Consider the following 19564-nt stretch of genomic DNA (forward strand, 5'->3'; position numbering starts at 1 on the left):
GTTCTTGGTCTTGTTCAGGCTTGGGCTGCCCAATCGGGCGCAACGCGGACGTATTTGATGGCGCGGCGGAAATAGGTGAAGGCGATGTGCAGCGCCCCGTCCGGCGTCTGCGTGATCGAGGGATAGGAGAACTCGCGGTTGAGCTGGTCCTTGGAGTTGTTGGTCATGCAGAAGCCGTCGCCGGTCTCGAGGTCGCGCATCACCGGCCAGCTCCGGCCGCCATCGGAGGAGAGCGCCAGCGTCATCGGCGCGCGCGGCGCGCCCCAGAAGGCGGTGCGATGCGGCTCGGCCGGGGCAGGAGCGGCCTCGGCCTGCGGAGTAGTGGCCTCGTCGTCCTCGATGTCGTCATAGAGGCCGGTGCGCCGGTCGGTCGCGTCGGCCGCGCTGGAGTGGTTGAAGACGAGCGCGATGCGGCCATCGGCCAGCGCAGTCGCCTGGATCGAGGAGTTGTTGTTGGGCAGTGCGGTCGGCTCGGGCGCCGTCCAGTTGCGGCCGTCGATCGAGCGGCTGGCATAGATGAAATCGGCCCAGCGGCTGCGATAGAACGCGACGAGCCCGTCCTTCGTCTTGAGTATGTTCATATGCACGCAGCCGGTCGAGCCGGGCACGGCATGCTCCACCCAGCTCTTGCCGGCGTCGGAGGAGACACGCACCGCGCTGATGTCGTGGTCGCCGACCCATTTGGCGTCGGGCACGCTGACGCAATGGAAGACCGGAATCACCCAATCGCCATTATCGAGCACGACGGGGGGCTGGCGCACGAACAGGCCATGGCCCTTTGGCGCCTCGAACAAGGTCTCGATCGGCCCCCAACTCAGGCCGTGATCATGCGAGACGCGCTTGCGCACCAGCGCCGTGTCCTGGTTGCCGGAGATCTGGGCGGTCCAGATCAGCCAGAGCTCGCCACCGGGCGTGGTGAACAGCACCGGGTTCTGCTCGGAGCGCGCCGGATCGTCGGAGAGCTTGACCGGGGCCGACCAGCGCTCGCCGCCCTTGGGTAATCGCGAGAAATAGGCCGAGATGTCCGGGATGCCTTCCTGCGTGCCGCCGAACCAGACGATGGCGAGATCGCCATTGCCGAGCATGGCGATGTTGGCCGCGTGGTTCTGGACGCAAGGCGAGGGCAGATAGGCCTCGATGCGCTGCGCATCGCCCTCGCGCGGATGCAGGATGCCGCTGCGCTCGGAGAGGCCGGCGGGTGCGATATCGGTCGAATGGGCTCCCATTTCGGAAGGCCTCCTTCTGGTCTGCGCGGGCGTCACGCCCCGTGGCCGGGCGCCGCTGTCGATGCGGTTCAGTCGATCTTGATGGCAGCCGCTTCGATGACCGCCTTCCAGCGGGTGGTCTCGGAGGCGATGTAGGCGGCGAATTCGTCGGGGCCGAGCGCAACCGCGATGGCGCCGACCTCGTCCATCTTCCTGGCCGTCTCCGGCTTCTGCATGAAGCTGCGGATCTCGGCAGAGAGCTTGTCGATCACGGGCTTGGGCGTCCCCGCGGGAGCGACGAAGCCGTGCCAGGCGACAGCCTCGAAGCCAGGCAGGTATTCCGACAGCGCCGGCAGGTTGGGATCGAAGGCCGCGCGCTTGGCGGTCGCGGTCGCGATCAGGGCAAGCTTGCCGCCCGCTGCCTGCGGCAGCAGCAGCGGCACATTGTCGAAGGCGAGGTCGATATTGCCGCTGATGAGGTCCGTGACCATCTGGCTCGAGCCGCGATAGGGCACATGCGTCATCTGCGTGCCGGTCATCTGCTTGAACAATTCGGCGGCCAGATGCTGCGAGGTGCCGACGCCGGCCGAGCCGAAGGAGACCTTGTCCGGATTGGCCTTGAGATGGGCGATCAGCTCCGGGACGGTGCGGGCCTTGATCTTGTCGGGGTTCACCACGAGCACGTTCGGAACCATGCTGATCTGGGCGATGGGCAAGAGGTCCTGCGCCGGGCGATAGGACAGCTTCGCCCCGTAGAGCGTCGGGTTGATCGAGAGGCCCGAGGTCGAGGCGAGGCCGAGGATGCTGCCGTCCGGCGTCCCACGCGCGATCCGCGTGATCCCGACGATCGAGCCGGCACCGCCGACATTCTCGGTCACGAAGGGCTGGCCCCAGCTCTTCTGCAGATGCTCGCCGACCATGCGGGCGAAGATGTCGGCGGTGCCGCCTGCCGAGAACGGCACGATCATGCTGACCGGCTTCGACGGGTAGCCAGCGCCTTGCGCGAAGGCGGGAGCCGGGCCGAGCAGGAGGCTCAGTGCAGCCAGGACATCGCGGCGGTTCATCTCTGTTCTCCCTTGCATCGTTTTTTTCGTATCGCGTTGTTGGGTCGCCCAAGATCGACACCCAAGATCTCGTCAGTCGCTGAGGACCTTGCCCGGATTCATCAGCCCCTGCGGATCGAGCAGCGCCTTGACCTGCCGCAGCAGGGCCATTTCGCGCGGCGCCGTTACATGGTTGAGGCGCTCTTTGTTGGCGATGCCGATGCCGTGCTCGGCGCTGATGCTGCCGCCGAGCGCCGCTGTCTCCTCGTCGACGGCGCGGTTGATCGCGCTGACGATAGGGGCGAGCGTCTCGCGCTGGTCGGCGGCGACGCCGGGCAGGATGGCGAGCACATGGATGTTGCCGTCGCCGAGATGGCCATGCATGACGATGCGCGCCTCGGGCCGGAGCGCCGCGATGCGCGCCTCGACCCGGCGCACGAACTCGGCCTGATGTTCGAGCGGCACGGCGCTGTCATGCGAGACTACGTAGCCGGCGCGCTTGGAGCCTTCCGAAACGCTGTGGCGGATGGCCCAGAGCGCGGCGGCCTGGGCCTCGCTCGAAGCGACGAGGGCGTCGCCGATCAGCCCGCGCTCGAAGGCCGAGGCTAGCATCGTCTCCATCTCGGCGGCGAGGTCGATGCCGCGCAGCGTGTCGACGAGCTCGATCAGCACGAACCAGGGCGCGTCCGCTGCGAAGGGGATCGCGATATGAGGCACGTTCTCGGCGATGACCTGGACCTGACCGCGCGACATCACCTCGAAGGCGCCGAGCCGGTCGCCGAGTTCGGTGCGGGCCAACGCCAGGAGATCGAGCACCGCCTCGATATTCTCGGCCTTGGCCAGCGCGACGCTGCGCTGGCGCGGGCGGGGGAACAGTTTCAGCACCGCGCCGGTGATGATGCCGAGCGTGCCCTCGGCGCCGATGAAGAGCTGTTTGAGATCGACGCCGGTGGAATCCTTGCGCAGGCTCGTCATCAGATCGAGCACGGAACCGTCCGGCAGCACGGCTTCGATCCCCAGCGTGAGCTCGCGCGTCGTGCCGTAGCGCAGCACGGCCGTGCCGCCGGCATTGGTCGAGAGGTTGCCGCCGATCTGGCAGGAGCCCTCGGCGCCGAGGCTCAAGGGGAACAGGCGGTCGGCCGTCTCGGCCGCCTTCTGGACATCAGCGAGGATACAGCCGGCATCGACCGCGATCGAATCGCCGAGCCGGCTGATGGCGCGGATCGTGTTCATGCGGTCGAGCCGCAGCACCACGCTCGGGCGCTCACTGAGCGGGGTCGCCGCGCCGCACATGCCGGTATTGCCGCCCTGCGGGACGATGGCGAAGCCGAGTTCGGCGCAGAGCTTGACCACGGCCGCGACCTCGGCGGTGCTTGCCGGCTTCACGATCGCCTCGGCCGTACCGCGATAGCGCCCGCGCCAGTCGACGAGATAAGGCTCCTGGTCGCCATCGGGGCCGATGACATGCCGCGCCCCGACGATTGCCGCGAGGCGCTCGACGATCATCGGCGTGGCATGGACAGTCATCGCGTCTCTCCCTGTTTCAGTCTGGCGAGCGGCGCTCAGTAGGCGGCTTCGTAGAGGGCCAGGATCTCGTCGCGGCTGATGTCGCGCGGGTTGTTGTCGAGCAGACGGCGAATGGCGTGAGCCTCGCTCGCCATGGCCGGCAGATCGTCGCGTGGCACGGAGAGACGCGACAGCTTCATCTCGCAGCCGAGCTCGGCGCAGTAGCGATGGGCGCCCTCGAAGACCTCTTCCTGCCGAGCCGAGGCCTTCAGCCCGAGCGCGGCGAGGATCGCGGCGGTCTTTTCCGGCACGGCCGGCGCGTTGAAGGCGAGCGTATGCGGGAAGATCAGCGCGTTGGCGGCGCCATGGGCGATGTGGTGGCGCGTGCCGAGCGGATAGGCGACGGCGTGGCCGGCGGCCGTGTTGACCGGGCCAAGGCAGTAGCCGCCATAAAGCGAGGCGAGCGACAGGCCGGCGCGGGCCTCGATGTCGGAACCGTCGGCGATGGCACGGCCGAGGAAGCGGCCGACCAGGCGCACGCCCTCAAGCGCATACATGTCGATCAGCGGATGCGCCTTCAGGCTGGTGAAGGCCTCGACGCAATGGGCCATGGCATCGACGCCGGTCGCGGCGGTGACCGCCGGCGGCAGGCTCAGCGTCAGGTCGGGATCGATCACCGCGATGTCGGCGAGCATGTGCAGGCTCTGCACGGCGAGCTTGTTCTGCGTCTTGGGGTCGGTGACCAGCGCGCGCGTTCCCGCCTCGCTGCCGGTGCCGGCAGTGGTAGGAACCTGCATCAGGGCCGAGCGCTTGCCGGCGACCTTCTCGGGGCCGACGACCTCTTGGAGAGACTGGCCGGAGCCCGGCAGGACAGCGACGAGCTTGGCGAGATCCATGGCGCTGCCGCCGCCGAAGCCGATGACGAGGTCAGGCTTCACCCGCTCGGCGACGGCAAGCACCGCTTCGAGATTGGGAACGTCCGGCTCGGGGCGGACCTCGCCGAAGATCGTGACCTCGCCGGTCAGGCCGAGCAGATCGACGCGGGCGGCGTTGAAGGCATCTGCCACGACGAGGATGCGCGAGAGCCCCTGGGCCGCAGCCCAACGCCCGGCGAGCGACGCCGTGCCGGAGCCGAACTCGATGATCTTCGGCCGGGTGATCGCGATCGGCGTGGCGAGGCTCGCGATGGCGATCTGGCTGGGCGCGTGGATGTTCATGGTCGCCTCCCTTTGTGCTTTTGGCTTTTGGCGCTTTCAGCTTTGGCGCTATCAGGCCGCGCGGTCGGCACTGAGGCCGCGCGCTGCCGCCAGTTTTTCGGCGTATTCGATCGCCTCGATCAGGCTGAGCTCGTTGGCGATGCCCTTGCCGGCGATGTCGAAGGCGGTGCCGTGATCGACAGAGGTCCGCACGATCGGCAGGCCGAGCGTGATGTTGACGCCCGAGAGCGAATCCCAGGTGCCGGTTTCTGGATTCACGTTGAAGCCCAGGAGCTTCACCGGGATGTGGCCCTGGTCGTGATACATCGCGACGACGGCGTCGTATTGGCCGGCGCGCAGCTTGACAAAGACCGTGTCGCCCGGCACCGGCCCGACGACGTCGAGGCCATCAGCGACCGCCTTGGCGATCGTCGGCGCGGAGACCTCGTCATCCTCGCGGCCGAATAATCCGCCTTCACCAGCATGGGGGTTGAGCGCCGCGACGGCGATCTTGCGCCGGCCGAGATCGAGCGCGGAGAGCGCCTCGTCGGTGCGGTCGAGCACATAGCGCAGCCGCTCCGGCGTCAGCTTGGCGGGCACGTCCTTGAGCGCGACATGGGTGGTGACATGGCTCACCCGCATGCCGCCATGGGCGAGCATCATCACCGAGCCTTTGGCGCCGGTCAGCGTCGCCAGCATGTCGGTATGGCCGGCGAATTTGTAGCCGGCCTTGTTCAGCGCCTCCTTGTTCAGCGGCGCCGTGACGATGCCGCCGATGCGGCCGGCCTGGGCGAGCTTGACGCCCTTCTCGACCGCGAGATAGGCGAAGCGGCCGCCATCGGAGGAGAGCACGCCCGGGCGGATCGGTTCGCCCTCAGGCCCCGCCTGCAGACAGGCGAGATGCGGCCAGGCCTCGCTCTCGGAGACCTCGGGAATGGCGATGTCGGCGCCGAGCAGGCGGCGCGCCTCGGCAAGTGCGGGATTGCTGCCGATGACGAGCAGGCGCAGATCGCCGCTCGCCAGCCTGTCCTTCAGGGCGAGGCAGGCCTTGACGATGATCTCGGGGCCGACGCCGGCGGGATCGCCCATGGTGATGGCAAGGTGAGGTTTCATGCTGCCGCTCCGGCAAAGGCCGCGATCCGGGTCGCGGCGAGCTGTTGAAGAAGGTCCGGAGCGCCGAAGGCTCCCGATTTCGAGATCACGGCGACGCCGTCCCAGCGGCCGCCGCGCATGATCGAGCGCGGCACACCCGGCATGATCTCGCCGGTGACGTCGAGGCGCTCAGTGCCGAGGCTTTCGCAGATGCCGCGCAATGTCTCACCGCCGGCGGCGAAGAGCGTGTCCGGACGGTCGAGGTCCTGCAGGAGGGCGGCCAGCCGCGCGTCGATCAGCGCGGCGGCGTCGCGGCGCGAGGTGCCGTCCGGCAACGCGACGCTTGCGAAGACGATGCCGTCACTGGTGAGGCGCCGGGCGATTTCGGCATTGCTGGCAGGACCCAGAACGATGTGAAGCGGGCCGAGCCGGTCGAGTTGCTGGCCGATCGCTGCATGGTCCGAGCCGACGAGCCCGAGAACCTTGCCTGCGAGCGGGCGGTCATCGATCCGACGGATGATGCCGGCTGCCCGCGCGAGCGCCGCCGCCAGCCCCGCACTTCCGACCCAGAGCACGTCGTCGAGTCCGGAGGCGGCCGCGATGATGGCGTCAAGATCGACGTCGGTCTCGACATCCCAGAAGCTGATGCCCGGGGGCAGGGCATCTCCTGGAACCGCTTGCGTGACGGCATGCCCTGCCACGGCAAGCCCGGCGGCGAGATCGGCGGGCACCGGGCGCCAGTCACCATTCACCCAGGCGCATTGCCGCCCGGCGCGCGTGACCCGGCGCTGCGCCGGGAAGGCCGGGGCGATGATGCAATGGGCCGGGCGCAGCAGGCCGATGATCGTGGCGATCTCGGCGACCTCTTGGCCGCGCAACAGGCTGTCGATCTTCTTATAGGCGAGGCCCGAGCCGCGCGCCCACAAGGCGGGAGCAATCGCGGCGACGGCCCTGCGGGCTTCCTCCGCCGAGATCTCGCGGCTGCGGCTGTCCATGGCGATGGCGCCCTTTGCGGGAGCCTCGCCACGCCAGCACACCGCGACCGGCTCGGCGGGCGAGCCGAACGCGGCCGCGCTGTCGAGCGCGCCGGTCAGGTCGTCAGCCAGGAGCCGGAGCGGCGCCATCTCAGCTCGCCTTCACCGCCGAGAGCAGCGCCTTGGAGCCGCGCACCACGATCGTGGTGTCGTTGGCGACGCCGACGAAATCGATGCCTTGCGCGACGCGCCGCACGGCCTCGGCCTCGTTATTGGTGAGGTAGCCGGCCGGCTTGCCGATGGCCTTCAGGCGGCGGAAGCCGTCATCGATCGCGGCCTGGACCTCGGGATGTTGCGTGTTGCCGAGATGGCCCATCGAGGCGGCGAGGTCGGCAGGGCCGATGAAGACGGCGTCGACGCCATCGACCGCCGCGATCTTCTCGATATCGGCCAGCGCCTCGATCGTCTCGATCTGCACGATGACGCAGATCTCCTGCTGCACCTTGGCGAAATAATCCGGAATCAGGCCATAGGCCGCCGCGCGCGAACTGCCGGAGACGCCGCGCACGCCATGGGGCGGATAGCGGGTGTAGCTGACGGCGCGGGCCGCTTCCTCGGCATTCTGGACATAAGGGAAGAGCAGGGTCTGGGCGCCGAGATCGAGCACGCGCTTGACCAGCACCATGTCGTTCCAGGCCGGGCGGATGATCGCTTCGGCGGGCAAGGCCGACATTGCCTGCAACTGGGCAACGACATCGCCGGGCTCATTGGGGCTGTGCTCGGTGTCGATCAGGATCCAGTCGAAGCCGACCTGCGCGAAGAGCTCGGTGAGGGTGGGGCTGGCCAGCGTCGAGAAGATGCCGAGCATCTGCCGCTTGCCGAGATCGCGCTTGAAACCGTTCGTCCTGACGTCAGCCATCATCCACCTGCTGAAAGACACCCATCGGGGCGGCGGATCATGGAAGCGGGCGGTTGCGCCGTAGCGCACGGTCCTTGGTATGCCTCCATGAGCCGGCCTCTTCGGGCCTTGACGGGGTTGAACATCATCCGACTGGATATGTCAACATGTTGTAATTTGTATGCCGATATGGGCTTTTATCGGCGCTTTGGCCGGGCGATTGACTGATTTGTAAATAGTTGTAAGCATGCGGCCATGGATCAGAGCTCAGGCAAGCCGGCGCGTTCTGCGGACGTCACCCCGCCCTCGCCATTGGTGCAGCGCGTGCATCATCAATTGCGCGCCCGCATCGCCTCGGGCGAGTACGCCAGCCATTCGCGGCTGCCCGGCGAGCACGACCTGTCGGCGATCTACGGCGTATCGCGGCCGGTGGTGCGCGAGGCGCTGCGCCGCTTGCGCGAGGACGGGCTGATCTTTTCCCGCCAGGGCGCGGGCACCTTCGTGCGCGGGACCGAGGCGGAGCAGGGCAGGGCGCTGGCCTTCGCGCCGGTCGGCACGATCGCGGATGTGCAGCGCTGCTACGAGTTCCGGCTCGAGGTCGAGCCGGCCAATGCCTTCTATGCCGCCAAGCGCCATAACGCAGCGGCGCTGGAGGCCATCGGCAGCGCCTTCGAGCTATTGCGCGACACCACCCATGCGCATCGCCATCGCGAGGACGCCGATTACGCCTTCCACATCGCCATCGCCGAGGCGGCGAACAACTACTTCTTCCTGTCGTCGATGCAGGCGCTGAAGGACCACATCAATGTCGGCATGAAGCTGCACGGGCTTTCGCTGCTGGGACCGGCGGGCGGCCTTGCCGGCGTGCTGGACGAGCATGGGCGCATCTTCGCGGCGATCAGCGCCCGCGACGCCGAGGCGGCGCGGGACGCGATGCGCATGCACATCAAGGGATCCTATGATCGCTTGTTCGAAGGGCGGGTCCTGGATCTTGCCCTTTAGAGCAATGTCCTACCCAATTGGATCGGACATTGCTCTAGCTCTTTGTTTTGACGCGTTTTCTTCATGCGAACCGGTGGCCACTTCGCTCGAAAACGCCGAGAGCCGGATGATTTCAGCTGGGATCACTTGGTGATCCCAGCTGAAATCTGAATCCGTCTCTCATCCCGGGAGTGAGAGCAGGATCAATGCGAAAAACCGGTGCCCACTTTTTCGCATCCTGCTCTGGCTCAGCGCTCGCGCGTGCTGTCCCTCATGACGATCTCGGCCGGCAGATGGACCTCGCGGCTGGCCGGTTGGCGGCCTTCGATCAGATCGATCAGCATCGTGGTCGCACGCGCGCCAATCTCGCTGCGGGCCTGGTGCACGGTGGTGAGGGCGGGGTTGTAGGCGCCGGCGAATTCGATGTCGTCGAAGCCGGCGATCGAGATCGCCTCCGGCACCGAGAGGCCGGCGGCGGTGAAGCCCCGGATCAGGCCCATCGCCATGGCGTCGTTGCTGGCGAAAACCGCGTCGGGAAGCTCGGCAAGCGCCAGATAGGCGCTCGCTGCGGCCTCGCCAGTGGCCAGCGTATAGTCGCCCGGGCACACCAGCGTGGGGTCAGGTGCGAGGCCCCGCGCCGCCAGCGCATCTCGATAACCAGCGAAACGGTCATGCTCCAGGATGTTGTTGGGCGGGCCGGAGACATAGCCGATGCGGCGATGCCCCAATTGCAGCAGGCGCTCTGTCATCGCTCGCGCTGCCTCGCGGTTGGCGGTCTCGACATAGGGGATGTCGGAGCCCGGGATGCGCTCGCACAGGCTGACTGTCGGCACGGCCAGGCGGCGACGCCCTCCCGCCGGGGTGGGTAGAAGACGCCCGTTCAGCAGCAGCAGGCCGTCGACCCAGCCGGCCTGGGCGAATTCGGCATGGTCGCGCTCGCGCTCGGGATCGTTGCCGGTATCGGCGATCACCAGCCTGTAGCCATGCTCGTGCAAGGTGTCGGAGATGCCGCGCAGCACCTGCGAGAAGAAGATGTTGGCGACGTCGGGCACCACGGCGAGCACGGCATGGGTGCGGTTGGTGCGCAGATTGCGAGCCGCGACATTGAGCACATAACCCGTCTCCAGCACCGCCTTTTCCACGGCTTCGCGCGTCTTCGGCTTGACCTGGTCGGGAGTGGCGAGGGCGCGGCTCACGGTGGCTGTGGAGACGCCCGCCCGCCTGGCGACGTCGTCGATCCTTGGTTTGCGCAGCCGTTCGTCCATTATCGTTCCTAGATCACGTCGCATTCGGACGGAACCGTCCGAGTGCGAAAAACGTGATCGATTCTAAAAGTTTAGAGCATTGCTCACGCGAAAAACCGGTGCCCACTTTTTCGCACAATGCTCTAGCCTCGATCTGCCCTATCGTTATCCCGGCGGCCTGCCAAGACACCGTCTCGGAACGGCTTGACAGGCGTCGTTCCTGTGGCAGTATGGAAAAAAATGTAATCGATTACAAATCGAAATCGCAGCGCGCCCGGACACGGGTTCAACGACGATGCGAACACAGGGAGGACAGGACCATGAAACTCAAGCCTTGCTTGACGGCTCTCGCCTTGGCGTGCGCGGCAGGCGCCGCGTTCCAGGCGAATGCGCAGGAGATGAAGGCTGAGGTCATCCATTGGTGGACCTCAGGCGGCGAGTCGGCGGCGGTGAAGGTCTTCGCCGAACAATTCGCGAAAGCGGGCGGAACCTGGGTCGACACGGCGATCGCCGGGGGCGTCAACGCCCGCACCGCCGCCATCAACCGCGTCGTCGGCGGCACGCCGCCCACCGCCATGCAGTTCAACACCGGCAAGCAGTTCGACGAGCTGGTCGAGAACGATCTGCTGCGCGATGTCGACCAGATCGCGACCGAGCAGAAGTGGAAGAGCTTCATGCCTCAGGCGATCATCGACGCCACCAGCCGCAACGGCAAGATGTATGCGGTGCCGGTCAATATCCACGGGCAGAACTGGTTGTGGCTGTCCAAGGCCGCGCTCGAGAAGGCCGGAGCCTCCGAGCCGGCGAACTGGGACGAGGCACTCGTCGCACTCGAGAAGCTCAAGGCTGCGGGCCTGATTCCACTGGCCTTCAGCGGCCAGAAGGTCTGGGAACGCGGCCTCTTCAACGCCGTGCTGGTCGGCAAGGGCGGCGCCGCCCTGTGGGCGTCGATCCATGGCAAGCGCGACCCGGCCGCGGCCAGGAGCCCCGAATTCAGGGCGGTCGCCGAGACCTATGGCAAGCTGCGCGGCTATATCGACCCAGGCGCACCCGGACGGAACTGGAACGACGCCACCAATCTGGTGATCCAGGGCAAGGCCGGGATGCAGATCATGGGCGACTGGGCCAAGGGCGAGTTCGCCGCGGCCGGCCAGACGGCGGGCAAGGAGTTCGGCTGCGCCATTCTCTCGAACGAGGGCGGCTATGTGATGGGAGGCGACGTCTTCGCCTTTCCCAAGCTCAAGGACCCTGCCCAGCAGAAGGCGCAATTGGCGCTCGCCAAGGTGATGCTCGAGCCGGAAACGCAGATCCGCTTTGCCCAGAAGAAGGGCTCGATCCCGGTTCGACTCGATCTCGATGTCAGCACCCTGGACGCCTGCGCCCAGAAGGCGGTGAAGCTCCTGGCGGACAAGAAGCATCAGGTCGCCTCCCAGGAGATGCTCTCGCCTCCCGCCCTGACCGGCGCGATGGAGGATGTGATCTCGCAATATTGGAACACGCCGGCGATGAGCGCCGACGCCTTCATGGCGAAGGTTGCCGACGTGCTGAAGCAGCCTTTCTGAAGGCCCATTCGGACCCTCGCTTGCCTCATCGCCTTCGCCTTGACAGGCGAGGGCGGCTCCAGGGGCTCCCCGGAGCATCACTCATTCCCCTTAGGTCGCTCGGCGGCGGAGCTTTGCCATGCCCCTCGTGAGACACCGAACCGCGTCCCGGCTCGCAGCGGGCCTCGCCTTGTCGCCGGCGCTGCTGGTCCTCGTCGTGGTCTATCTCGGCTGCACGGCCTGGACCGTGTGGATCTCGCTGACATCGTCGCGGATGCTGCCGAATTCCACCTTTGTCGGATTGCGCCAATACGCCTCCCTGATGGGCAATGAACGCTGGCAGGTCTCGGTCGCCAATCTCGCCGTGTTCGGCTCGCTGTTCCTGATCGCGAGCCTGGCGCTGGGCTTCCTGCTGGCGGTGGCGATCGACCAGCGCGTGCGGGCCGAGAACACGCTGCGCTCGATCTTCCTCTACCCCTATTCGATGTCGTTCATCGTCACCGGCCTGGTCTGGCAGTGGCTGCTGAACCCGAGCTTCGGCATTGAGAAGATGGTCCGGGATTTCGGCTTCCCGTCCTTCCGCTTCGACTGGATCGTGCGCCAGGACATGGTGATCTACACGCTGGTCTTCGCCGCCGTCTGGCATGCGGCGGGCCTGGTCATGGCGATCATGCTGGCGGGCCTGCGCGGCATCGACGAGGATATCTGGAAGGCGACCAGGATCGACGGCCTGCCGCCCTGGCGGGTCTATCTCTCGATCGTGATCCCGATGCTCGGCGCGAGTTTCGCCACCGCCGCCGTCCTGCTCGCGACCAGCGTGGTGCGCCTCTACGACCTTTCCGTCGCGATGACCAATGGCGGCCCCGGCGTCGCCTCGGAGGTGCCGGCCAAATTCGTCATGGACCACCTGTTCGAGCGCGGCAATCTCGGCCTCGCCACAGCGGCGGCGACCTCGATGCTGATCACGGTTGCGGCCGTGGTCGCGCCCTGGCTGGTCTGGCAGAGCCGCCGGACGCGGAGGGCGCACGCATGAGCGCGATCGCCGTGACCCAACCCGCCGGCATGCGGCCGCGCCGGCTGACGCCCGCCCGCATCGGCATCTACGCCTTCCTGATCGTGACGGCGCTGTTCTTCCTGACGCCGCTCTATGTGATGCTCGTGACCTCGCTCAAGCCGATGGAGGAGATCCGTCTCGGAGCGATCCTGGCCCTGCCGCGCGCGCCGACCCTGGAGCCCTGGGTCAAGGCCTGGTCGGCGGCCTGCACCGGGTTGAGATGCGACGGCATCAGCGTCGGCTTCCTCAATTCGGTGAAGATCCTGGTGCCGTCCGTCGTCGCCTCGATCGCGGTGGGTTCGCTCACCGGCTACGCTCTGTCCTTCTGGAAGGTGCGCGGGGCCGGCCTGCTCTTCGGCGCCCTGATGATCGTGGCCTTCGTGCCCTACCAGATCTTCATCTACCCGCTGGTGCGCGTCTTCGCCTTTGCCGGGATCAACAACTCGATCCTCGGCATCGTGCTGATCCACACCATCTTCGGCTTGCCGACGATGACGCTCTTGTTCCGCAACTACTTCGCCTCGCTGCCGCAGGAATTGTTCAAGGCGGCGCGTGTCGACGGGGCGGGCTTCTTCCGCATCTTCTGGTCGGTGATGCTGCCGATGGCGACGCCGATGCTGATCGTCGCCGTCATCCTGCAGGTCACCGGCATCTGGAACGACTTCATTCTCGGGCTGATCTTCGCCGGCCGCGAGAACCTGCCGATGACGGTGCAGCTCAACAACATCGTCAACTCCACCCAGGGCGAGCGGGCCTACAACGTCGACATGGCCGCCACCATCCTCACGGCGCTCGTCCCGCTCGCCGTCTATTTCGCCTCCGGGCGCTGGTTCGTGCGCGGCATCGCCGCCGGCGCGGTGAAAGGCTGACCATGGGCAAGCTTTGCGACGTCTCCATCCGCGGGGTCGAGATCTCCTTCGGCGCGGTGCGCGTGCTGGAGAAGCTCGATCTCGATGTGGCGCAATCGGAGTTCATCGTCCTGCTCGGCCCCTCCGGCTGCGGGAAGTCGACGCTGCTGAACGCGGTCGCAGGCCTCATCGACGTGCAGGCCGGGCAGATCTGGATCGGCGGCAAGAACGTCACCTGGGAGGAGCCGAAGGACCGTGGCATCGCCATGGTGTTCCAGTCCTATGCGCTCTATCCGCGCATGACCGTGCGCGGCAACATGTCCTTCGGCCTCAAGGTCGCCGGCATGCCGAAGCCCGAGATCGAGCGGCGGGTCAACGCTGCCGCCGCGACGCTGCAGATCACCGAATTGCTCGATCGCCGCCCGGCCGAGCTCTCGGGCGGCCAGCGCCAGCGCGTCGCCATTGGCCGTGCCCTGGTGCGCGATGCCGGGGTCTATCTGTTCGACGAGCCGCTCTCCAATCTCGACGCCCAGCTTCGCGCCGAATTGCGGGTCGAGATCAAGCGCCTGCATCAGCGTCTGGCGGCGACGATGATCTACGTCACCCATGACCAGATCGAGGCGCTGACGCTGGCCGACCGCATCGCGGTGATGAAGGACCGGGTGATCCAGCAGCTTGGCACGCCGAACGAGATCTACCGCCGGCCGGCGAACCGGTTTGTGGCCTCCTTCGTCGGCTCGCCGGCGATGAACTTCCTGCCCGGCGTCTTCGCAGTGAAGGAGGGCGCGCCCTGCTTCCTGACCGAGGGCATCGCCATCCCGCTGAACGGCTACGCTTTCGAGGCCCCGCCGCAAGACGGCGCGCCTGTCGAGCTCGGCATCCGCCCCGAGCATGTCGAAACCGGCGGCGGGGTCCCGGCTAAAATCGAGATGGTCGAACCGATGGGCAGCGATCAGCTCGCCTGGCTGCGGGTCGGCGGCCATCCGCTCTCGATGCGCCTGCCGGCGGAGACCTGCACCGTCGCGGGCGAGGCGATGCAGCTCAGGCTGCCGGCCGACAAGCTCAACCTGTTCGATGCCGCCACTGGCCGGCGTCTCTGACCCTCCGCATAACCGAAAGGACACTTCATGACGCCGCTCGATGGTCTTTCGTTCCAGCTCTACTCGGCCAGGATGCTCGAACCGCTGGAGACGCAGTTCGAGCTGCTGGCGGGCCTCGGCTATCGCAAGGTCGAGCCCTTCGGCGGGCTTCTGAACGAACCGGACAGGCTGAAGGGGTTGCTCGAGCATCACGGCATCGCGGCGCCGACATCGCATGTCGGCCTGGACCGCTTGCGGGCGGACCCGGTGGCGACGGTCAAGCTCTGCCGCGATCTCGGCGTCGGCACGATCTACGCACCTGCTCCGCCGCTCGGCGAGCGCGAGGGCGGCGAGGCCGAATGGAAGGCCATCGGTCAGGAGCTCAACCGGATCGGCAGGGTCGTCACCGGCGAGGGGCTGACCTTCGGCTGGCACAACCATCATTGGGAATATGGCAGGGCGGCGGATGGCCGGCGCTTCCTCGACATCATGCTGCAGGAGGCGCCCGACATTTTGTGGGAGGCGGACCTCGCCTGGATCGTGCGCGGCGGGGCCGATCCTGCGGCCGAGGTCAGGCGCTATGCCGGCCGTGTCAAAGCCGTCCATGTCAAGGACATTGCCCCAGTTGGCCAATGCCTGGACGAGGACGGCTGGGCCGATCCCGGCCATGGCGTGCTCGATTGGGGAAAGCTTCTGCCGGTGCTGCAGGAGATCGGCGTGACTCTGTTCGTCGCCGAGCACGACAAGCCCAACGATGTCGCCCGCTTTGCCCGGCGCGCCTTCGCTACCGTCTCATCCTGGCGCTGAGGAGCAGGGCATGACCGAACTTGGTGTCGGAATCGTCGGTTGCGGAGTCATTTCAACCATCTACATGCAGAACCTCGCGCTGTTTCGAGGCGTGCGCCTCGTCGCCTGCGCCGATCTTCTGGCGGAAAGCGCGCGCGCCCGGGCTGAAAAATTCGGCATCCGGGCGCTTACGATCGACGAATTGCTGCGTGATCCGGAGGTCGATATCGTCGTCAATCTGACGACGCCGAACGCCCACTTCGCCGTCAGCCATGCCGCGCTCACGGCAGGCAAGCATGTCTTCTCGGAAAAGCCGCTCTGCGTCTCGGCCGAGGATGGCTTGCGGCTGGTGCGGGAGGCTGATCGCCGCGGACTGAAGCTCGGCTGCGCGCCCGACACCTTTCTCGGCGCGGGTGGGCGGCTCGCCCGGGAGACGATCGACAGCGGCAAGGTCGGGCGCGTCCTGGCCGGTTCCTGCTTCCTGATGTCCCACGGCATGGAGCATTGGCACCCGAACCCGGAGTTCTTCTTCAAGCCTGGCGGCGGACCGATCCTCGATATCGGGCCCTATTATCTCGGTGCGCTGTGCAACCTGCTCGGGCCGATCGAGAGCGTGCAGGCGCGCGCTTCCGTTGGCTTCGCGGAGCGGATGGTCACAGCCGAAGGAGCGCGCAAAGGCGACCGCATCACGGTCGAGACACCGACGACCGTGATGGCGCTGCTGCATTTCGTGGGAGGCGCCGACATCGTGCTGTCGATGAGCTGGGATGTGTGGAAGCACGGCCATCCGCCGATCGAGCTTTACGGCACCGAGGGCTCGCTGCGCGCGCCCGATCCGAATTTCTTCGGCGGCACGGTCGAGATCACCGCGCGCGGCGAGGATTGGCAGGTGCTCGATTCCGCAGACCGGCTCTATGGCAAGCCGAATTGGCGCTCGCCGAACTGGCCCGCCAGCGCACCCGACCGGGCGAATTACCGCTGCCTCGGCATCGCCGAGCTGGCAAGCTCTGTCCTGCACGGAACTCCGCATCGCGCGTCGGGCGCTTTCGCGGCACATGTGCTGGAAGCCATGCATGCGATCCTGCGGGCCGGGGAGCATGGCGGCACGATCGCGGTGGAGTCGCGCATGGAGCGGCCTGCGCCGCTCTCCGATGCGGAGGCGGCGTCCTATTGGCGCGCTGCGGCGAGCTGAACAGGGCCGGCAATTTGCTGCCTATTCCTCCGGGGCAGACGCTCTGGAGGCCAATTCGGACCGGCTGGAAAGCTGGTCCGCAGCATCAACCAGAGACGCTGGACGCAGGAGAGATCGATGCCCGCTACGATGAAAGGACCGGCGCTCTTCCTGGCGCAGTTCGCCGGCGACGCTGCGCCGTTCAACAGTTTCGACGGGATTTGCGGCTGGGCTTCCGGGCTCGGCTACAAAGGCGTCCAGATCCCGACCTTCGATGCCCGCCTGTTCGATCTCGACAAGGCGGCGGGCTCGCAGAGCTATTGCGACGAGGTTGCCGGCATCGCGGCAAGCCATGGCCTCGTGATCACCGAGCTCTCGACCCATCTCCAGGGCCAGCTCGTCGCCGTCCACCCCGCCTATGACGAGGCCTTCGACGCCTTCGCCCCAGTGGCCCTCAGGGGCAAGCCGCAGGCTCGCCAGGCCTGGGCCGTCGACCAGCTCATGAAGGCCGCGCAAGCCTCGCGCCGCCTTGGGCTCAGCGGCAGCGTCAGCTTCACCGGGGCGCTGGCCTGGCCCTTCCTCTATCCCTGGCCGCAGCGCGCGCCGGGGCTGATCGAGACCGCCTTCGATGAACTTGGCCGGCGCTGGCGGCCGATTCTCGACGCCTATGAGGAGGCTGGTGTCGATCTCTGCTACGAGATCCATCCCGGCGAGGATGTCTTCGACGGCGCGACCTTCGAGATGTTCCTGGAGCGCGTCGGCAATCATCCGCGTTGCGCGATCAATTACGATCCGTCGCATTTCCTGCTGCAGCAGCTCGACTATCTCGCCTTCATCGACATCTATGCCGAGCGCATCCGGGCCTTCCACGTCAAGGATGCGGAGTTCAATCCGAGCGGCCGGCAAGGCGTCTATTCCGGCTTCCAGCCCTGGCTCAACCGCGCCGGCCGTTTCCGTTCGCTGGGCGATGGGCAGGTCGATTTCAAGGCGATCTTCTCCAGGCTCGCCGCCATCGGCTATGATCGCTGGGCGGTGCTGGAATGGGAGTGCTGCCTGAAGCATCCCGAGGATGGCGCACGCGAGGGCGCGGCCTTCATCGCCGACCAGATCATCCGCGTCACCGACAAGGCGTTCGACGATTTCGCCGGCGCCGGCAGCGACGATGCGCAGCTGCGCCGCATGCTGGGCCTGACCTGAACGAGGAGATGCCGCGATGGCCGAGCCACGCATTCGACTGGGGATGGTAGGGGGCGGCGAAGGCGCGTTCATCGGCGCCGTCCACCGCATCGCCGCCCGCCTCGACGACCGTTACGAATTGGTCGCAGGCGCGCTCTCTGCCTCGCCTGACAAGGCGCGACGTTCGGCTGAGGCGATCGGGCTTCCGCTGGAGCGCTCCTATCCCGACTATCGCAGCATGGCCCGAGCCGAGGCCGCGCGCGGCGACGGCGTGGAGGCGGTCGCGATCGTCACGCCCAACCATATGCATGCATCGGTGGCCGAAGCCTTTCTCGAAGCCGGCCTGCATGTGATCTGCGATAAGCCGCTGACCGCGACATTGGCGGAGGCGCGCCGGCTGCGCGACAAGGTGCGGGCAAGCGGTTTGATCTTCGCGGTCACCTACAACTATTCGGGCTATGCGCTGGTCCGCCATGCCCGCGCCATGGTGCAGGCAGGCGAGCTCGGGGCGATCCGGGTCGTGCAGGTGGAATATCCGCAGGACTGGCTCGCCGGGCCGCTCGAGGCTACCGGCCAGAAGCAGGCGGAATGGCGCACCGACCCGGCGCGTTCGGGCGCGGGCGGCTGCATCGGCGATATCGGCACCCATGCCTATCAGCTCGCGCATTTCGTCACCGGCATGGCTCCCGAGCAGATCCTGGCCGAGTTGACCAGCTTCGTGCCGGGACGCCGGCTCGACGACAACGCCCAGATCCTGCTGCGCTACGGCAATGGCGCACGCGGCGCGCTCTGGGCGAGCCAGGTCGCGCCGGGCTGCGACAACGGCCTGCGGCTGCGGGTTTTTGGCGAGAAAGGCGGCCTCGACTGGTCTCAGGAGGAGCCAAACCAGCTCGTCTGGTCGCCGCTCGGGGAGGCGCCACGTCTCATCCGCCGGGGCACGGCGGCAGTGAACGCTGCCGGGCAGCGCGTCAGCCGCATTCCCTCGGGCCATCCGGAAGGCTATCTGGAGGCCTTCGCTACGATCTATGCGGAGGTGGCTGAGGCGATCCAAGCCCGGCGCAAGGGCGCGCCGCTCGATCCGATGGTCACCTTCCCGACGATCGAGGATGGCTTCGCCGGCGTCGCCATGGTCGAGGCCGCGCTGCGCTCCCACGCTGCGGGCGGGCTCTGGGTGACGGCGGAGGCGTGAAGGCTGCCGCGCCATTCTAAAGTCATCTATTTTGACGTGCTTTCTTCACGCGAACCTGTGTCCACTTCCCTCGAAGACGCCCTGGATGTTTGAACCCGGGCTTTGATGGCGCAGTCTCGACGCGAGAATCGAGGAATGTGCCACTGGCCGAGATGGCGCCGTTTCCGTTGAAACTGGTGGGCAAAAAGGTTCGCGAATCAATTCAAGAGGATGGGCGATTTCTCTCATCAGGCGTATTCAGGCCTGCGCGGTGTGAAAACGTCGAGATTGATCACGGGTTCGTCGCCGACGACCTCGCCCCAATGCTCGACATTGGCCGGCACGACAAGGAGCGAGCCCGGTCCCAGGAGGTGTTCCTCGCCGCCGACGACGAAGCGGATCGTGCCGCTGACGATATAGGCGATCTGCTCATGGGGATGGCTGTGGGGTTTTGGCTCATGGCCCGGCATCAATCGGTGCAGTGCCAGCGTCGCGGCGCTGCCCGAAAAGGCCTTGCGCTCGACGCCCGGGCGCACCGGCGTCCAGGGGAGCTGGCTCCAGTCGATCTTGTGGATGTCCATGGCTTGTCTCCAGTCGTGGCA

General features: G+C 66.9%; 18 protein-coding genes. 9 read left to right on the forward strand and 9 right to left on the reverse strand.

Annotation, left to right across the window (positions count from 1 at the left end; all coding sequences use genetic code 11):
* Positions 1-14: 14 nt before the first annotated feature.
* The 7 genes from ACSQ3P_RS03775 to ACSQ3P_RS03805 form a co-directional block, all read right to left on the reverse strand.
* Positions 15-1226: a sialidase family protein gene (locus ACSQ3P_RS03775; RefSeq protein WP_436164295.1), complete on the reverse strand. Its 1212-nt coding sequence runs from the start codon at positions 1224-1226 to the stop codon at positions 15-17.
* Positions 1227-1294: 68 nt separating this feature from the next.
* Complete coding sequence (locus ACSQ3P_RS03780) at positions 1295-2269, reverse strand: Bug family tripartite tricarboxylate transporter substrate binding protein (RefSeq protein ID WP_436164296.1); 975 nt, start codon at positions 2267-2269, stop codon at positions 1295-1297.
* Positions 2270-2341: 72 nt separating this feature from the next.
* Complete coding sequence (locus ACSQ3P_RS03785) at positions 2342-3775, reverse strand: FAD-binding oxidoreductase (RefSeq protein ID WP_436164297.1); 1434 nt, start codon at positions 3773-3775, stop codon at positions 2342-2344.
* A 35-nt stretch (positions 3776-3810) separates the two neighbouring features.
* Positions 3811-4941 carry an iron-containing alcohol dehydrogenase gene (locus ACSQ3P_RS03790; RefSeq protein ID WP_436165158.1) on the reverse strand — a complete coding sequence of 377 codons (1131 nt, stop codon included), beginning with the start codon at positions 4939-4941 and terminating at the stop codon, positions 3811-3813.
* Between the two features lie 81 nt (positions 4942-5022).
* Positions 5023-6063, reverse strand: a complete 1041-nt coding sequence (gene pdxA / locus ACSQ3P_RS03795; RefSeq protein ID WP_436164298.1) for a 4-hydroxythreonine-4-phosphate dehydrogenase PdxA — start codon at positions 6061-6063, stop codon at positions 5023-5025.
* Positions 6060-7166 (reverse strand): four-carbon acid sugar kinase family protein, encoded by a 1107-nt coding sequence (locus tag ACSQ3P_RS03800; protein WP_436164299.1) that lies wholly within the window; start codon positions 7164-7166, stop codon positions 6060-6062. The genes pdxA and ACSQ3P_RS03800 overlap by 4 nt, the downstream gene beginning before the upstream one ends.
* Position 7167: 1 nt before the next feature.
* Positions 7168-7935, reverse strand: a complete 768-nt coding sequence (locus ACSQ3P_RS03805) for an HpcH/HpaI aldolase family protein (RefSeq protein ID WP_210188211.1) — start codon at positions 7933-7935, stop codon at positions 7168-7170.
* A gap of 234 nt (positions 7936-8169) precedes the next feature.
* On the opposite strand from ACSQ3P_RS03805, the gene ACSQ3P_RS03810 reads away from it, so the two are divergent.
* Positions 8170-8916, forward strand: coding sequence for a FadR/GntR family transcriptional regulator (locus ACSQ3P_RS03810; RefSeq protein WP_436164300.1), 747 nt, complete (start codon positions 8170-8172; stop codon positions 8914-8916).
* A gap of 227 nt (positions 8917-9143) precedes the next feature.
* Here the strand turns inward: ACSQ3P_RS03810 and ACSQ3P_RS03815 are convergent, their stop codons facing one another.
* On the reverse strand, positions 9144-10160 hold the full coding sequence (locus ACSQ3P_RS03815) for a LacI family DNA-binding transcriptional regulator (RefSeq protein ID WP_436164301.1): 1017 nt from the start codon (positions 10158-10160) through the stop codon (positions 9144-9146).
* A gap of 299 nt (positions 10161-10459) precedes the next feature.
* On the opposite strand from ACSQ3P_RS03815, the gene ACSQ3P_RS03820 reads away from it, so the two are divergent.
* The 8 genes from ACSQ3P_RS03820 (at position 10460) to ACSQ3P_RS03855 (ending at position 18983) form a co-directional block, all read left to right on the forward strand.
* Positions 10460-11701 carry an ABC transporter substrate-binding protein gene (locus tag ACSQ3P_RS03820; RefSeq protein ID WP_436164302.1) on the forward strand — a complete coding sequence of 414 codons (1242 nt, stop codon included), beginning with the start codon at positions 10460-10462 and terminating at the stop codon, positions 11699-11701.
* A gap of 118 nt (positions 11702-11819) precedes the next feature.
* Entirely contained in the window at positions 11820-12713 is an 894-nt protein-coding gene (locus ACSQ3P_RS03825) for a carbohydrate ABC transporter permease (protein WP_310149784.1), read from the forward strand.
* The gene (locus ACSQ3P_RS03830; protein ID WP_436164303.1) at positions 12710-13603 is read left to right on the forward strand and encodes a carbohydrate ABC transporter permease; all 894 of its coding nucleotides are present in this window, start codon (positions 12710-12712) and stop codon (positions 13601-13603) included. Before ACSQ3P_RS03825 ends, ACSQ3P_RS03830 begins: the two co-directional genes overlap by 4 nt.
* A 2-nt stretch (positions 13604-13605) precedes the next feature.
* Entirely contained in the window at positions 13606-14682 is a 1077-nt protein-coding gene (locus ACSQ3P_RS03835) for an ABC transporter ATP-binding protein (RefSeq protein ID WP_436164304.1), read from the forward strand.
* Positions 14683-14709: 27 nt separating this feature from the next.
* On the forward strand, positions 14710-15468 hold the full coding sequence (locus ACSQ3P_RS03840) for a sugar phosphate isomerase/epimerase family protein (RefSeq protein ID WP_436164305.1): 759 nt from the start codon (positions 14710-14712) through the stop codon (positions 15466-15468).
* 10 nt (positions 15469-15478) lie between these two features.
* Positions 15479-16639, forward strand: coding sequence for a Gfo/Idh/MocA family protein (locus ACSQ3P_RS03845; protein WP_436164306.1), 1161 nt, complete (start codon positions 15479-15481; stop codon positions 16637-16639).
* 117 nt (positions 16640-16756) lie between these two features.
* On the forward strand, positions 16757-17815 hold the full coding sequence (locus ACSQ3P_RS03850; RefSeq protein ID WP_436164307.1) for a sugar phosphate isomerase/epimerase family protein: 1059 nt from the start codon (positions 16757-16759) through the stop codon (positions 17813-17815).
* A gap of 16 nt (positions 17816-17831) precedes the next feature.
* A complete protein-coding gene (locus ACSQ3P_RS03855) occupies positions 17832-18983 on the forward strand; it encodes a Gfo/Idh/MocA family protein (protein WP_436164308.1) in 1152 nt (383 codons plus the stop codon).
* Between the two features lie 227 nt (positions 18984-19210).
* On the opposite strand, the gene ACSQ3P_RS03860 is transcribed toward ACSQ3P_RS03855, so the two are convergent.
* Positions 19211-19543 (reverse strand): cupin domain-containing protein, encoded by a 333-nt coding sequence (locus ACSQ3P_RS03860; protein ID WP_092166171.1) that lies wholly within the window; start codon positions 19541-19543, stop codon positions 19211-19213.
* Between the last annotated feature and the right edge of the window lie 21 nt (positions 19544-19564).

Source organism: Allobosea sp. LjRoot9 (genome assembly GCF_964252745.1).
Taxonomy (GTDB): Bacteria; Pseudomonadota; Alphaproteobacteria; order Rhizobiales; family Beijerinckiaceae; genus Allobosea.

Bases quoted from the DNA above. Each gene is read 5' to 3' on its own strand.
- ACSQ3P_RS03835 (WP_436164304.1), top strand. From the start codon at position 13,606: ATGGGCAAGCTTTGCGACGTCTCCATCCGCGGGGTCGAGATCTCCTTC.
- pdxA (WP_436164298.1), bottom strand. From the start codon at position 6,063: ATGAAACCTCACCTTGCCATCACCATGGGCGATCCCGCCGGCGTCGGC.
- ACSQ3P_RS03785 (WP_436164297.1), bottom strand. From the start codon at position 3,775: ATGACTGTCCATGCCACGCCGATGATCGTCGAGCGCCTCGCGGCAATC.
- ACSQ3P_RS03810 (WP_436164300.1), top strand. From the start codon at position 8,170: ATGGATCAGAGCTCAGGCAAGCCGGCGCGTTCTGCGGACGTCACCCCG.
- ACSQ3P_RS03820 (WP_436164302.1), top strand. From the start codon at position 10,460: ATGAAACTCAAGCCTTGCTTGACGGCTCTCGCCTTGGCGTGCGCGGCA.
- ACSQ3P_RS03855 (WP_436164308.1), top strand. From the start codon at position 17,832: ATGGCCGAGCCACGCATTCGACTGGGGATGGTAGGGGGCGGCGAAGGC.
- ACSQ3P_RS03840 (WP_436164305.1), top strand. From the start codon at position 14,710: ATGACGCCGCTCGATGGTCTTTCGTTCCAGCTCTACTCGGCCAGGATG.
- ACSQ3P_RS03815 (WP_436164301.1), bottom strand. From the start codon at position 10,160: ATGGACGAACGGCTGCGCAAACCAAGGATCGACGACGTCGCCAGGCGG.
- ACSQ3P_RS03860 (WP_092166171.1), bottom strand. From the start codon at position 19,543: ATGGACATCCACAAGATCGACTGGAGCCAGCTCCCCTGGACGCCGGTG.
- ACSQ3P_RS03800 (WP_436164299.1), bottom strand. From the start codon at position 7,166: ATGGCGCCGCTCCGGCTCCTGGCTGACGACCTGACCGGCGCGCTCGAC.
- ACSQ3P_RS03825 (WP_310149784.1), top strand. From the start codon at position 11,820: ATGCCCCTCGTGAGACACCGAACCGCGTCCCGGCTCGCAGCGGGCCTC.
- ACSQ3P_RS03775 (WP_436164295.1), bottom strand. From the start codon at position 1,226: ATGGGAGCCCATTCGACCGATATCGCACCCGCCGGCCTCTCCGAGCGC.
- ACSQ3P_RS03780 (WP_436164296.1), bottom strand. From the start codon at position 2,269: ATGAACCGCCGCGATGTCCTGGCTGCACTGAGCCTCCTGCTCGGCCCG.
- ACSQ3P_RS03805 (WP_210188211.1), bottom strand. From the start codon at position 7,935: ATGGCTGACGTCAGGACGAACGGTTTCAAGCGCGATCTCGGCAAGCGG.
- ACSQ3P_RS03850 (WP_436164307.1), top strand. From the start codon at position 16,757: ATGCCCGCTACGATGAAAGGACCGGCGCTCTTCCTGGCGCAGTTCGCC.
- ACSQ3P_RS03830 (WP_436164303.1), top strand. From the start codon at position 12,710: ATGAGCGCGATCGCCGTGACCCAACCCGCCGGCATGCGGCCGCGCCGG.
- ACSQ3P_RS03845 (WP_436164306.1), top strand. From the start codon at position 15,479: ATGACCGAACTTGGTGTCGGAATCGTCGGTTGCGGAGTCATTTCAACC.